At 59.9% G+C, this 14,627-nt stretch carries 12 protein-coding genes; all 12 read left to right on the top strand.

Annotated elements, in window-relative coordinates; translation table 11 throughout:
- Positions 1-95: 95 nt before the first annotated feature.
- The 12 genes from fabZ to ispD all read left to right on the top strand — a co-directional run bounded on the left by fabZ (position 96) and on the right by ispD (position 14,589).
- Positions 96-536, top strand: coding sequence for a 3-hydroxyacyl-ACP dehydratase FabZ (gene fabZ / locus OSC50_RS18005; RefSeq protein ID WP_003172281.1), 441 nt, complete (start codon positions 96-98; stop codon positions 534-536).
- Positions 533-1,309 (top strand): acyl-ACP--UDP-N-acetylglucosamine O-acyltransferase, encoded by a 777-nt coding sequence (lpxA, locus tag OSC50_RS18000; RefSeq protein ID WP_181079275.1) that lies wholly within the window; start codon positions 533-535, stop codon positions 1,307-1,309. The genes fabZ and lpxA overlap by 4 nt, the downstream gene beginning before the upstream one ends.
- 2 nt (positions 1,310-1,311) lie before the next feature.
- Complete coding sequence (lpxB, locus tag OSC50_RS17995) at positions 1,312-2,451, top strand: lipid-A-disaccharide synthase (protein ID WP_253510935.1); 1,140 nt, start codon at positions 1,312-1,314, stop codon at positions 2,449-2,451.
- Positions 2,448-3,080: a ribonuclease HII gene (gene rnhB / locus OSC50_RS17990; RefSeq protein WP_181079281.1), complete on the top strand. Its 633-nt coding sequence runs from the start codon at positions 2,448-2,450 to the stop codon at positions 3,078-3,080. The genes lpxB and rnhB overlap by 4 nt, the downstream gene beginning before the upstream one ends.
- Before the next feature lie 76 nt (positions 3,081-3,156).
- On the top strand, positions 3,157-6,678 hold the full coding sequence (gene dnaE / locus OSC50_RS17985; protein ID WP_266248261.1) for a DNA polymerase III subunit alpha: 3,522 nt from the start codon (positions 3,157-3,159) through the stop codon (positions 6,676-6,678).
- 140 nt (positions 6,679-6,818) lie between these two features.
- The gene (locus tag OSC50_RS17980) at positions 6,819-7,766 is read left to right on the top strand and encodes an acetyl-CoA carboxylase carboxyltransferase subunit alpha (RefSeq protein WP_181079287.1); all 948 of its coding nucleotides are present in this window, start codon (positions 6,819-6,821) and stop codon (positions 7,764-7,766) included.
- A 160-nt stretch (positions 7,767-7,926) separates the two neighbouring features.
- Positions 7,927-9,237, top strand: a complete 1,311-nt coding sequence (tilS, locus tag OSC50_RS17975) for a tRNA lysidine(34) synthetase TilS (RefSeq protein ID WP_266248263.1) — start codon at positions 7,927-7,929, stop codon at positions 9,235-9,237.
- A gap of 273 nt (positions 9,238-9,510) precedes the next feature.
- Positions 9,511-11,142: a CTP synthase gene (gene pyrG, locus OSC50_RS17970; protein ID WP_071488807.1), complete on the top strand. Its 1,632-nt coding sequence runs from the start codon at positions 9,511-9,513 to the stop codon at positions 11,140-11,142.
- Positions 11,143-11,147: 5 nt separating this feature from the next.
- Complete coding sequence (gene kdsA / locus OSC50_RS17965) at positions 11,148-11,993, top strand: 3-deoxy-8-phosphooctulonate synthase (RefSeq protein ID WP_003189190.1); 846 nt, start codon at positions 11,148-11,150, stop codon at positions 11,991-11,993.
- Positions 11,994-12,145: 152 nt separating this feature from the next.
- The gene (gene eno / locus OSC50_RS17960) at positions 12,146-13,435 is read left to right on the top strand and encodes a phosphopyruvate hydratase (protein ID WP_181079292.1); all 1,290 of its coding nucleotides are present in this window, start codon (positions 12,146-12,148) and stop codon (positions 13,433-13,435) included.
- A gap of 171 nt (positions 13,436-13,606) precedes the next feature.
- Complete coding sequence (gene ftsB, locus OSC50_RS17955; RefSeq protein ID WP_003172294.1) at positions 13,607-13,885, top strand: cell division protein FtsB; 279 nt, start codon at positions 13,607-13,609, stop codon at positions 13,883-13,885.
- Positions 13,882-14,589: a 2-C-methyl-D-erythritol 4-phosphate cytidylyltransferase gene (gene ispD, locus OSC50_RS17950; protein WP_253510942.1), complete on the top strand. Its 708-nt coding sequence runs from the start codon at positions 13,882-13,884 to the stop codon at positions 14,587-14,589. Before ftsB ends, ispD begins: the two co-directional genes overlap by 4 nt.
- The last annotated feature ends 38 nt before the right edge of the window (positions 14,590-14,627 follow it).

Genomic DNA, 14,627 nt, shown 5'->3' with positions numbered 1-14,627 from the left:
AGTGTGCACAGCCGCTAGACTGCCTCCTTGATTTGCTAGCGGGGCGTGCCTTTAGTCCGCCCGCCCCCAATCTTTATTACAGGCTTCCCCCCGAAATGATGGACATCAACGAGATTCGCGAATACCTGCCCCACCGTTACCCGTTCCTGCTGGTGGACCGTGTAGTGGACCTCAATGTCGAGGAAAAGCGCATTCGCGCCTACAAGAATGTCAGCATCAACGAACCGTTCTTCAACGGTCACTTCCCCGCGCATCCCATCATGCCGGGCGTGTTGATCATTGAAGCGATGGCCCAGGCTGCCGGTATCCTTGGTTTTAAAATGCTTGACCTCAAGCCTGCCGACGGCACGCTCTACTATTTCGTGGGCTCCGACAAGCTGCGTTTCCGCAACCCGGTCACCCCGGGTGATCAGTTGATCCTCGAAGCCAAATTCATCAGTTGCAAGCGCCAGATCTGGAAGTTCGAATGCCAGGCCTCGGTGGATGGCAAGCCGGTATGCTCCGCCGAGATTATCTGTGCGGAACGCAAACTATGAGTTTGATTGACCCTCGCGCAATCATCGATCCGTCGGCCGTACTGGCCGCCGACGTTGAGGTCGGCCCCTGGTCGATCGTCGGCGCAGGTGTGGAAATCGGCGAGGGGACTGTCATCGGGCCGCACGTGATCCTCAAAGGGCCGACCCGTATTGGCAAACACAATCGCATCTACCAGTTCTCCTCGGTAGGCGAAGACACACCGGACATGAAATACAAGGGTGAAGAAACACGCCTGGTCATCGGTGATCACAACATCATTCGAGAAGGCGTGACCATTCATCGCGGCACCGTGCAGGATCGCGCCGAAACCACCCTGGGTGATCACAACCTGGTGATGGCTTATGCCCATATCGGCCACGACAGCGTGATCGGCAACCACTGCATACTGGTCAATAACACCGCCTTGGCCGGGCATGTGCACGTTGACGACTGGGCGATCCTGTCGGGGTTCACGCTGGTGCACCAGTACTGCCATATCGGCGCCCACAGCTTTTCCGGCATGGGCACCGCTATCGGCAAGGACGTTCCGGCGTATGTCACGGTATTCGGCAACCCCGCCGAAGCTCGCAGCATGAACTTCGAAGGCATGCGTCGTCGTGGTTTCAGCGACGAGGCCATTCACGCCTTGCGTCGTGCCTACAAGGTGGTTTACCGCCAGGGGCTGACCGTGGAGCAGGCATTGACCCAACTCACCGAGCCGGCTGCGCTGTTCCCGGAAGTTGCGGTGTTCCGCGACTCTATCCAGATGTCGACGCGCGGCATCACCCGCTGATCATGGCCAATATGCGTATAGCGCTGGTAGCCGGAGAAGCTTCCGGCGACATTTTGGGCGCAGGTCTTATGCGGGCGCTAAAGGCACAGCACCCGGCCGTGGAATTCATCGGTGTCGGTGGTCCGTTGATGCAGGCTGAGGGGCTTGTGTCCTATTTCCCTATGGAGCGCTTGTCGGTCATGGGGTTGGTAGAGGTGCTGGGGCGCCTGCGCGAACTCCTGGCGCGCCGCAAGCTGTTGATTCAGACCCTGATCAAGGAAAAGCCCGACGTCTTCATCGGCATCGATGCACCCGATTTCACCCTCAATATCGAACTCAAGCTGCGCCAGGCGGGCATCAAGACCGTGCACTACGTCAGCCCCTCCGTGTGGGCGTGGCGTCAGAAGCGCGTGCTGAAGATCCGCGAGGGTTGCGACCTGATGCTGACCCTGTTGCCCTTCGAAGCCAGGTTTTATGAAGAGAAGGGCGTGCCGGTGCGGTTTGTCGGGCATACGCTGGCCGATGAGATACCTTTGCAGGCTGATCGAGCCGCGGCCCGTGCCGAACTGGGCTTGCCCGATGGCCCGCTCGTGGCGCTCATGCCCGGCAGTCGAGGCGGTGAAGTCGGGCGCCTGGCCAGCGTCTTCTTTGATGCCGCCGAACGTCTGCAAGACCTCAAGCCTGGCGTGCGGTTTGTGTTGCCGTGTGCCAGCCCGCAACGCCGTGCTCAGATCGAAACCTTGCTTCAAGGCCGCAACCTGCCGCTAACCCTGCTCGATGGTCAATCGCACCTGGCCCTTGCGGCCTGTGATGCGGTGCTGATTGCTTCGGGCACCGCTACGCTGGAAGCCCTGCTGTACAAGCGCCCCATGGTCGTGGCCTATCGTCTGGCGCCGCTGACCTTCTGGATCCTCAAGCGCATGGTCAAAAGCCCTTACATCTCCCTGCCCAACCTGCTGGCCCAGCGCCTGTTGGTGCCGGAGTTGTTGCAGGACGATGCGACGCCTGACGCCCTGGCGCAAACCCTACTACCCTTGATCGACGGCGGCGAAGAGCAGACCCGTGGTTTCGATGCGATTCACCGCACACTGCGTCGTGATGCCTCGAACCAGGCGGCTGACGCCGTGTTGACCTTGATCGGCAAACAACAGGAAGCTTTATGAGTACGCAAATGGGCCTGGATTTCAGCCTGGTTGCTCAAGTCCATGAGCTGGTGGCCGGCGTCGACGAAGTCGGCCGCGGCCCGCTGTGCGGCGCAGTGGTCACGGCGGCGGTGATCCTGGATCCGAACCGTCCGATTCTGGGGTTGAACGATTCGAAAAAGCTCACTGAAGCCCGCCGTGAAAAGCTGTTCGACGAAATCTGTGAAAAAGCCTTGAGCTGGCATATTGCCCGGGCTGAAGTCGAAGAAATCGACAAGCTGAATATTCTGCACGCCACCATGCTGGCCATGCAGCGTGCCGTCGAAGGCCTGCACATCACCCCGAAAATGGCCATGATCGACGGCAACCGTTGCCCGAAACTGGGGATGCCGTCGGAAGCGGTGGTGAAGGGGGATAGCAAGGTGCCTGCAATTGCGGCGGCCTCGATCCTGGCCAAAGTCAGTCGTGATCGTGAAATGGCCGCGTTTGAATTGATCTACCCAGGCTACGGCATTGGTGGGCATAAAGGCTACCCTACGCCCGTTCATCTGGAAGCTCTGGCACGCCTGGGTCCCACGCCGATTCATCGGCGCTCGTTCGCCCCGGTACGCCAGGCCTACGAGCTGCGCGAGAGCTTCATCGAGGTTTAGTCGCGAAGCTGATGTTTTTGCCAAGGCCCGGTACAATCCGGGCCTTGTTGTCTTCACGTATTGGAACAGGATCACTATGCCGGCTTCATTCGTTCACCTGCGCCTGCACACTGAGTATTCCCTGGTCGACGGCCTGGTACGGATCAAACCTCTGGTCAAAACCCTGGTGGGCATGAACATGCCTGCGGTTGCGGTGACTGATCAGAACAACATGTGTTCTCTGGTCAAGTTCTATAAGAATGCCATGGGCGCCGGCATCAAGCCGATCTGCGGCGCCGATCTTTGGCTGTCCAACAAAGACCCGGACAACCCCTTGAGCCGTATCAGCCTGCTGGCGATGAACGGCGTGGGCTATCGCAATCTGACCGAATTGATTTCCCGTGGTTTTATCGAGGGTCAGCGCAACGGCTCGATCATCATCGAGCGTGAATGGGTCGCCGAGGCCAGCGAAGGTCTGATCATGCTGTCCGCCGCCAAGGAGGGCGAGATCGGTATTGCGCTGCTGGGCGGCAACCCGCAGGAAGCCGAAGTGCTGGCTCGCGAGTGGATGCAGGTCTTTCCCGACCGTTTCTACCTGGAAGTGCAACGCACCAACCGTCCCAACGATGAAGAACACCTGCACGCCGCCGTGTCGCTGGCCGATAAGCTCGGCGCACCACTGGTGGCGACCAACGATGTGCGCTTTATCAAGCGAGAGGATTTCGAGGCCCACGAAACCCGCGTGTGCATCGGCGAAGGCCGGGCCCTGGACGATCCGCGCCGTTCGAAGAACTACAGCGAAGAGCAGTACCTTAAAAGTGCCGAAGAAATGGCCGAGCTGTTCAGCGACCTGCCCGAGGCCCTGGAAAACTCCGTCGAGATCGCCAAGCGCTGCAATATCGAGGTGAAACTGGGCAAGCACTTCCTGCCCAACTTCCCGATTCCCGATGGCATGACCATCGATGAGTATTTCCGCAAGGTGTCGTTCGATGGCCTCGAGGAGCGGCTGGCGGTCCTGCTGCCCAAGGACACCACCGAAGACTACGAAGCCAAGCGCCAGGTCTACGTCGACCGGCTGAATTTCGAGCTGGATATCATTATCCAGATGGGCTTTCCCGGCTACTTCCTGATCGTGATGGACTTTATCCAGTGGGCCAAGAACAACGGCGTGCCGGTTGGCCCGGGCCGAGGGTCAGGTGCTGGCTCGCTGGTGGCCTATGTGCAAAAGATCACCGACCTGGACCCGCTGGAATACGACCTGCTGTTCGAACGCTTCCTGAACCCGGAGCGGGTTTCCATGCCCGACTTCGACGTCGATTTTTGCATGGACGGTCGCGACCGCGTGATCGAATACGTGGCCGAGAAGTATGGCCGCAACGCCGTGAGCCAGATCATTACCTTCGGTTCCATGGCGGCCAAAGCGGTGATCCGCGACGTGGCGCGGGTGCAGGGCAAGTCCTACGGCCTGGCCGATCGCCTGTCGAAGATGATCCCGTTCGAAGTCGGCATGACGTTGGAAAAGGCTTACGAGCAGGAAGAAATCCTGCGCGATTTCATCAAGGTCGACGAAGAAGCCGCCGAAATCTGGGAGATGGCCCGCAAGCTTGAAGGTGTGGTGCGTAACGTCGGTAAGCACGCCGGCGGCGTGGTCATTGCGCCTACCAAGCTCACCGACTTTTCGCCGATCTATTGCGACGAAGAAGGCGACGGCCTGGTGACCCAGTTCGACAAGGATGACGTGGAGGCGGCCGGCCTGGTGAAGTTCGACTTCCTCGGCCTGCGCACCCTGACCATCATTGATTGGGCGCTCAAGACCATCAACCGCGACCGCGCCAAGGTGGGCGAGGAACCGCTGGATATCGCCTTTATTCCACTGGATGACAAGCCGACGTACACCCTGCTGCAAAAAGCCGAAACCACGGCGGTGTTCCAGCTCGAGTCGCGCGGGATGAAAGAGCTGATCAAAAAGCTCAAGCCCGACTGCCTGGAAGACTTGATCGCACTGGTGGCCCTGTTCCGTCCGGGGCCGCTGCAATCGGGCATGGTGGATGACTTCATCAACCGTAAGCACGGGCGTGCCGAGCTGGCGTACCCGCACTCCGATTACCAGTACGAAGGCCTCAAGCCGGTATTGGCGCCGACCTACGGCATCATCCTGTATCAGGAACAGGTGATGCAGATCGCTCAGGTGATGGCGGGTTACACCCTTGGCGGAGCGGATATGCTGCGTCGGGCCATGGGTAAAAAGAAACCAGAGGAAATGGCCAAGCAGCGGGGCGGTTTCATTGAAGGTTGCGCCACCAACAATATCGATGCCGACCTGGCGGGTAACATCTTCGACCTGGTGGAGAAGTTCGCCGGTTACGGCTTCAACAAATCCCACTCCGCCGCCTACGGTCTGGTGTCTTATCAAACCGCCTGGCTGAAAGCCCACTATCCGGCGCCGTTCATGGCCGCGGTATTGTCGGCGGATATGCACAACACCGACAAGGTCGTGACCTTGATCGAGGAAGTGCGCACCATGAAGCTGCGCCTCGACGCGCCGGACGTGAACGCCTCGGAGTTCAAGTTCACGGTGAACGACGAAGGTCGCATCATTTATGGCCTGGGCGCGATCAAGGGCGTGGGCGAAGGCCCGGTGGAAGCCATCACCGAAGCGCGTCAGGACGGGCCTTTCAAAGACCTGTTCGATTTCTGCGCGCGAGTCGACCTCAAACGCATCAACAAGCGCACCCTCGATGGCCTGATCCGCAGCGGCGCACTCGACCGTCTCGGCCCGTATTTCCACGATGAGCCCAAGGCTTACCAGGCCAATATCGACCGCAACCGCGCCGTGCTGCTGGCCGCGATGGAAGAGGCGATCAAGGCAGCGGAACAGACTGCCCGTACCCACGACAGTGGGCATGCCGACCTGTTCGGTGGCTTGTTCGTCGAAGAAGACGCGGATGTGTACGCCAACCACCGCAAGGCCAAGGAGTTAACGCTCAAGGAACGTCTCAAGGGCGAAAAAGATACCCTGGGGCTCTACCTTACCGGCCATCCGATTGACGAGTACGAAGGCGAAATCCGCCGTTTCGCTCGCCAGCGCATCATCGACCTGAAACCGGCGCGGGATACCCAGACCGTGGCCGGCATGATCATTGCGCTGCGGGTGATGAAGAACAAAAAGGGCGACAAGATGGGCTTCATTACTCTTGATGACCGTTCGGGGCGGATCGAAGCCTCGTTGTTTGCCGATGCGTTCCATTCTGCTCAGTCGCTGTTGCAGACCGACGCCATGGTGGTGGTGGAAGGGGAGGTCAGCAACGATGACTTCTCCGGCGGCCTGCGCCTGCGGATCAAGCGGGTGATGAGCATGGAGGATGCCCGCACCAACCTGGCCGAGAGCCTGCGCCTGAAGGTGAAAACCGAGGCCCTGAAAGGCGATCAGCTACGCTGGTTGGGTGATCTGCTCAAGCGTCACCGTGGCGCGTGCCCGGTGACCATGGAGTACACCGGTAACGATGCGAAGGCCATGCTTCAGTTCGGCGAAAGCTGGCGAATTGATCCCGCCGATGGCTTGATTCAAGCATTGCGTGACCAGTTCGGGCGAGACAACGTCTTCCTCCAATACCGTTGATGGCTGGCCCGGTAGTGGCATTCAGCTTGATCGACAAAACATTTAATCTCGACCTAAACGCGCCTCTCCCTTAAGGTAGGGCGCGAATAGACAACCGGCTGGCCAGGCACTCCCTGGCCGTCGACCCAAGACGGACGCTTATGAACCCGAATTTTCTTGATTTCGAACAGCCGATCGCTGACCTGCAAGCCAAGATCGAAGAGCTGCGCCTGGTCGGCAATGACAATTCGCTGAACATCGGCGATGAGATCGCCCGCCTGCAGGAAAAGAGCAGCACGCTCACCGAGGACATCTTCGGCAAGCTGACCAGTTGGCAGATCGCGCGTCTGGCTCGCCACCCGCGCCGTCCGTACACCCTGGACTATATCCAGCACATCTTTACCGAGTTCGACGAACTGCACGGCGATCGTCACTTCTCCGACGACGCGGCTATCGTGGGTGGTATTGCACGTCTGGACGACCAGCCGGTCATGGTTATCGGCCACCAGAAAGGCCGTGAAGTGCGCGAGAAGGTGCGTCGCAACTTCGGCATGCCGCGTCCGGAAGGTTACCGCAAGGCCTGCCGCCTGATGGAAATGGCCGAGCGGTTCAAGATGCCGATCCTGACTTTTATCGATACGCCGGGCGCGTATCCAGGCATTGACGCCGAAGAGCGCAACCAGAGCGAAGCGATTGCCTGGAACCTGCGTGTCATGTCGCGCCTGAAGACCCCGATCATCGCCACCGTGATTGGTGAAGGCGGTTCCGGCGGTGCGCTGGCGATTGGCGTCTGCGACCAGTTGAACATGCTGCAATATTCGACCTACGCGGTGATCTCGCCCGAAGGTTGCGCTTCGATCCTGTGGAAAACCGCCGAAAAAGCACCGGACGCCGCCGAGGCCATGGGTATCACCGCCGACCGCCTCAAAGGCCTGGGTATCGTTGACAAAGTGATCGCCGAGCCCTTGGGCGGCGCCCATCGCGACCCGGCTGCAGCTGCCGCCACCATCCGTGCAGAATTGGGCTCGCAGCTGGCGATGCTCAAGAAGCTGGATAACGAAGCGCTGCTGGCTCGTCGCTACGAGCGCCTGATGAGCTACGGTCTCTAAGGTCGCAACAGCATTAATGTGGGAGGGGGCCTGCCCCGATAGCGGTGCATCAGTCAGCAAATACAGTGACTGACACTCAGCAATCGGGGGCGAGCCCCCTCCCATATTTGCTGTGTGTATGCTTGGTCAACGTATTTCAGATTTGCGGCGGTAACGTTTGATGAAACCGACTTTGCCCGCCAAGCTCCTGCACGCCCTGGCCCCGTGGCGCAACGCCCCGGCTTGGCATATCGCCTTCTCTGGCGGCCTTGATTCCACTGTTCTGCTGCATCTCCTGGCCAACTCCGAGTCAATTCCGCCTCTAAGCGCTGTGCATGTCCACCATGGCTTGCAAGCCGCCGCCGACGCATGGCCGAGCCATTGTCAGTCAATCTGCGACCACCTGGGCGTGCCCCTGCGTATCATGCGCGTGCAAGTGCAGGCCGGCGCCAGTTTAGAAGGTGCGGCGCGTGAGGCGCGTTATCAGGCGTTTACCGAGGTGATGGGGGCAGGGGCGGTGATGCTCACTGCCCAGCATCGTGAAGACCAGGCCGAAACGCTTTTGTTTCGCCTGTTGCGCGGCGCGGGCGTACGTGGGTTGACGGCAATGCCCGTGCATCGTCCGTTGGCGGGTGGTCACTTGGTGCGCCCTCTGTTGCATGTCTCTCGGGGCGAGCTGGAAGCCTATGCCATGGCGCATCAGCTCCAGTGGATCGCCGACCCTTCCAATACGGACACTCAGTTCTCCCGCAATTACCTGCGCCACCGCGTATTTCCGAGACTGACCGAGCGCTGGCCGCAAGCCGTCAGCCGGCTGGCCCGCAGCGCGGAACACTTGAACGAAGCCCAGGGCTTGCTCGATGAGTTGGCCCGGATAGATCTGCAGGCAGCCGATCAGCCCTCGCCATTTCCCTGGCTGCCCTTGCCATCCCTGGCGCTTGCTTGTCTGCGAGAGCTTTCCGATGCCCGGCAGCGCAACGCCTTGCGCCATTGGCTGAGTCCGCTGACACGCCTGCCCGACAGCGATCACTGGGTCGGCTGGCAGTCCTTGCGTGATGCCCGGCACGACGCGCAGCCGTTATGGCGTCTGGCTGATGGGCAATTACACCGTTGCGGCGAGCGCATCTGGTGGTTGCCTTCCTCATGGTCGGAATTTTCCGACACCGCGGTGAGCTGGCCTGATGCGCAACACCCGCTATCGTTACCCGGCAATGGCCTGCTGAGAATTGTCGGCAAGGCGCCGGCAGGTCCGTTCGAGGTCCGTTATCGCCAGGGCGGTGAAACCCTTGACGTGCCAGGCCGCGGTCGACGAGATCTGAAGCGTTTGCTCAACGAAAGCGGCGTGCCGGGCTTCGTCCGTGGCAGATTGCCGCTGCTGTATCAGGGCGAACGATTGCTCGGCGTGCCCACCCTCGCTGGACTGCGGGTCGCACCGAGTGAAGGCTGGCAATTGCATTGGGTGCCACAGACCTGCGATCAAGGTTTGAGCTGATAGAGCCTTTCCGGTAGACTACGCTCCCTTCTTGATACAACTTCTGTGGATTCGCCTGAATCGCAGCAGTTGCCGATTACCAAGCAGTCTTTGCTGGGCGATTCCAAAAAATGTGTAGCGATCAACGTACCGGTGTTCCATTGCTGGTCTGTCACCACGCGGCGGTTTTTTTGAAAGGTGCACTGTGATTAATGCAGGTGATCGGGGGCTTCGGCCTCTCTTCGCTTTCCCCGGCGGCTCGGACCGCTTTAACGCAGACTTCTAGGGTTTTTCATGACGCGCTACATATTCGTCACGGGCGGTGTTGTTTCTTCATTGGGGAAAGGCATTGCCTCCGCTTCATTGGCGGCCATCCTGGAGGCGCGGGGGCTTAAAGTCACCATGCTCAAGCTGGACCCGTACATCAACGTCGACCCGGGCACCATGAGCCCGTTCCAGCACGGTGAAGTGTTCGTCACACACGACGGCGCCGAGACCGACCTGGACCTGGGCCACTACGAGCGGTTCATCCGCACGACCATGACCCAGAACAACAACTTCACCACTGGCCGTGTCTACGAGCACGTGCTGCGCAAAGAGCGCCGTGGTGACTACCTGGGTGCAACCATCCAGGTGATCCCGCACATCACCGACGAAATCAAGCGCCGCATCATCAAGGGTGCGGGCGATGCCGACGTGGCGATGGTCGAGATCGGCGGTACCGTGGGTGACATCGAGTCCCAACCGTTCCTCGAAGCCATCCGCCAGCTGCGTTTCGAAGTCGGCGCCAAGCGCGCGATGCTGATGCACCTGACCTTGGTACCGTACATCGCCACTGCCGGCGAAACCAAAACCAAGCCAACCCAGCACTCGGTCAAGGAACTGCGTTCCATCGGCCTGCAGCCGGACGTGCTGGTATGCCGCTCCGATCACCCGATCGATATTTCCTCGCGTCGCAAGATCGCGCAGTTCACTAACGTTGAAGAACGTGCGGTGATTGCCCTGGAAGACGCCGACACCATCTACAAGATCCCGGGCATCCTGCATTCGCAGGGCCTGGACGATTTTGTGGTCGAGCGTTTCGGCCTGCAGTGCAACGGCGCGGACCTGTCCGAGTGGGAAGCGGTGGTCGACGCCAAGCTCAACCCCGAGCACGAAGTCACCATCGCCATGGTCGGCAAGTACATGGAATTGCTGGACGCGTACAAGTCGCTGATCGAAGCGATGAGCCACGCCGGTATCAGCAACCGCACCAAGGTCAACCTGCGCTATATCGATTCCGAAGACATCGAGAACCAGGGCACCGCGCTGCTCGAAGGCGTGGATGCGATCCTCGTGCCTGGCGGTTTCGGCCTGCGTGGCGTGGAAGGCAAGATCACCGCCGTGCAGTACGCCCGTGAAAACAAAGTGCCGTACCTGGGTATCTGCCTGGGCATGCAAGTGGCCGTTATCGAGTTCGCCCGTAACGTGCTGGGCTGGAAAGACGCCAACTCCACCGAGTTCGACAGCAAGAGCGGTCACCCGGTCGTGGGCCTGATCACCGAGTGGGAAGACGCCACCGGTGCGGTCGAAGTGCGTACCGAAGCCTCCGATCTGGGTGGCACCATGCGCCTGGGCGCGCAGGATTGCCTGCTGGAGCCGGGCTCGCTGGTTCACGATTGCTACGGTAAGGACGTGATCGTCGAGCGTCACCGCCATCGCTATGAAGTGAACAACAACCTGCTGCCGCAGATCAAAGAAGCCGGCCTGAAAATTTCCGGTCGCTCCGGTGATGGCGCGCTGGTTGAAGTGGTCGAGGCGCCGGATCATCCGTGGTTTGTGGCCTGCCAGTTCCACCCTGAGTTCACCTCGACTCCACGTGATGGTCACCCACTGTTCAGCGGTTTCGTCAAAGCTGCACTGACGCAACATCAGAAAAAGGCGTAAACCTGATGGCCCAGAAGATCATTCGCGTAGGCGACATCGAGATTGCCAACGACAAGCCCATGGTGCTGTTCGGCGGCATGAACGTGCTGGAAAGCCGTGACATGGCGATGCAGGTCTGTGAAGAATACGTGCGGGTTACCCAGAAACTGGGTATTCCTTATGTGTTCAAGGCCAGCTTCGACAAGGCCAACCGTTCGTCCGTAACCTCCTATCGCGGCCCGGGCCTTGAAGAAGGCATGCGGATCTTCCAGGACATCAAGCAAGCCTTCGGCGTGCCGATCATCACCGATGTCCACGAGCCTGAACAGGCTGCCGTGGTCGCCGAGGTGTGCGACATCATCCAGTTGCCGGCCTTCCTGTCGCGCCAGACCGACCTGGTCGTTGCGATGGCCAAGACCGGCGCTGTGATCAATATCAAGAAAGCCCAGTTCCTCGCGCCTCAGGAAATGAAGCACATCCTGAGCAAGTGCGTGGAGGCGGGTAACGACCAGTTGATTCTCTGCGAGCGCGGTTCGAGCTTCGGCTACAACAACCTCGTGGTGGACATGCTCGGTTTCGGCATCATGAAACAGTTCGAATACCCGGTGTTCTTCGACGTGACCCACGCGCTGCAAATGCCCGGTGGTCGCTCGGACTCCGCCGGCGGGCGTCGTGCCCAGGTCACCGACCTGGCCAAGGCGGGCATGAGCCAATCCCTGGCCGGCCTGTTCCTGGAAGCCCACCCGGACCCCGACAATGCCAAGTGCGACGGTCCTTGCGCCCTGCGCCTGGACAAATTGGAGCCGTTCCTGGCACAGCTCAAGCAGTTGGATGAGCTGGTAAAGAGTTTTCCGACGGTAGAAACCGCGTAACTGCGCTTTCTCCGTGCAGGAGCCGAGCTTGCTCGCAATGAGCCCTGAGAGGGCACTATGACTGGCAAGTTTGTTCCAAATATTGCAATGTGCGCGACAAGTTAAATCGAGCGGTATAGAGCGTTTTCGTCAACTTTGGAGTGTTTACAACAATGGCAAAAATCGTCGACATCAAAGGTCGTGAAGTTCTCGACTCCCGTGGCAACCCCACCGTCGAAGCCGACGTGCTTCTCGATAACGGCATCATCGGCAGCGCCTGCGCGCCGTCCGGTGCTTCCACCGGTTCGCGCGAAGCGCTGGAACTGCGTGATGGCGACAAGAGCCGTTACCTGGGCAAGGGTGTCCTCAAGGCAGTAGCCAACATCAATGGCCCGATCCGTGACCTGCTGCTGGGTAAAGACCCGCTGGACCAGAAAGCGCTGGATCACGCGATGATCAAGCTCGACGGCACCGACAACAAAGGCAGCCTGGGCGCTAACGCCATCCTCGCCGTGTCCCTGGCCGCCGCCAAGGCCGCTGCCCAGGATCAGGACCTGCCGCTGTACGCGCACATTGCCAACCTGAACGGCACTCCAGGTGTCTACTCGATGCCGGTGCCGATGATGAACATCATCAACGGTGGCGAGCACGCCGATAATAACGTCGACATCCAGGAATTCATGGTGCAGCCGGTTGGCGCCAAGACCTTCTCCGAAGGCCTGCGCATGGGCACCGAGATTTTCCATCACCTCAAGGCTGTGCTGAAGGCCCGTGGCCTGAGCACCGCGGTCGGTGACGAGGGTGGTTTCGCCCCAAACCTGGCCTCCAACGAAGATGCCCTCAAGGTTATCTCCGAAGCCGTGGCCAACGCCGGCTACACCCTGGGCACCGACGTGACCCTGGCGCTGGACTGCGCGGCCAGTGAATTCTACGAAGACGGCAAGTACAACCTGTCCGGCGAAGGCCAGGTGTTCAACTCCGAAGGTTTTGCCGAGTACCTGAAGGGCCTGACCCAGCGCTACCCGATCATCTCGATCGAAGACGGCCTGGACGAGTCCGACTGGGACGGCTGGAAAATCCTCACCGACAAGATCGGCGAAAAAGTCCAACTGGTGGGCGACGACCTGTTCGTGACCAACACCAAGATCTTGAAAGAAGGCATCGATAAAAAGATCGCCAACTCGATCCTGATCAAGTTCAACCAGATCGGCACCTTGACCGAAACCCTGGAAGCCATCCAGATGGCCAAGGCCGCCGGCTACACCGCCGTAATCTCGCACCGTTCCGGCGAAACCGAAGATTCGACCATTGCCGACCTGGCCGTGGGCACCTCGGCTGGTCAGATCAAGACCGGTTCGCTGTGCCGTTCCGACCGTGTTTCCAAGTACAACCAATTGCTGCGTATCGAAGAGCAACTGGCCGGCAAAGCCAAGTACAACGGTCGCGGCGAGTTTCGCGGCTGAGCGTCACATGGTAAAAAGTCGGCGGATTGCGTCGGAAAACTCACGGCAATGTGAATTTCGGCGTTAATCTGGTGACTATCTAGCACAAGCCTGGTTCTTCCAGGCTTCGTGCTATCAGTTGCTCCAAAAGTGATGCATGGCTGTCTTTTTCCACTGGATACCCGATATTCGATGCGCAGTCCCAATTGGTTGTTTCTCGTCTTGCTCCTGCTGCTGGCTGGCCTGCAGTACCGCCTATGGGTAGGTAACGGCAGCTTCGCGCAGGTAAAAGACCTGACCCAACAAATTGCCGACCAGCACGCCGAAAACGAACGCCTGCTGGAGCGCAACCGCGTCCTCGACGCCGAAGTGCTTGAGTTGAAAAAGGGCACGGAGACCGTTGAAGAACGGGCTCGCCATGAGTTGGGCATGGTCAAGGAGGGTGAAACCCTCTACCAGTTGGCCCAATGAGCTATCGTTTGCCGGCCTTCTGGGCCGTGATTCCTGCCGCGGGCGTCGGTGCCCGTATGGCCGCGGACCGTCCCAAGCAGTACTTGCAATTGGGGGGGCGGACTATTCTTGAACACAGCCTGGGCTGTTTTCTTGACCACCCTCTGCTCAAGGGCCTGGTGGTCAGTCTTGCTGTTGATGATCCGTATTGGCCCAACCTGGCATGTGCCGCTGACCCGCGTATCCAACGTGCGGACGGTGGTTCGCAGCGCTCGGGCTCGGTGCTCAATGCACTGCTGCACCTCAATGCCCTGGGCGCCAGCGATGACGATTGGGTGTTGGTGCATGATGCGGCGCGGCCTAACCTGAGCCGTGATGATCTCGATAAGTTACTGGCTGAGTTGGCGGACGATCCGGTCGGTGGCCTGCTGGCGGTGCCGGCTCGCGATACCCTCAAGCGCGTCGACAAGCAGGGGCGGGTGGTGGAAACCGTCGACCGCAGCTTGATCTGGCAAGCCTATACGCCGCAGATGTTCCGCCTCGGAGCCTTGCACCGCGCGTTGGCCGACAGCCTGGTGGCCAACGCGCTGATCACCGATGAGGCCTCGGCCATGGAATGGTCCGGGCAGGCGCCGCGCTTGATCGAAGGGCGCTCGGACAATATCAAGGTGACCCGGCCGGAAGACCTGGAGTGGCTGCGGCTGCGTTGGGCCAATCGCCGGTAGTCAGTTGCACCGGGTCGAGTTCATCGCAGGCAAGCCAG

The organism is Pseudomonas quebecensis (assembly GCF_026410085.1).
Lineage (GTDB): Bacteria > Pseudomonadota > Gammaproteobacteria > Pseudomonadales > Pseudomonadaceae > Aquipseudomonas > Aquipseudomonas quebecensis.
This window is presented reverse-complemented; position numbering and strand designations above follow the sequence as displayed.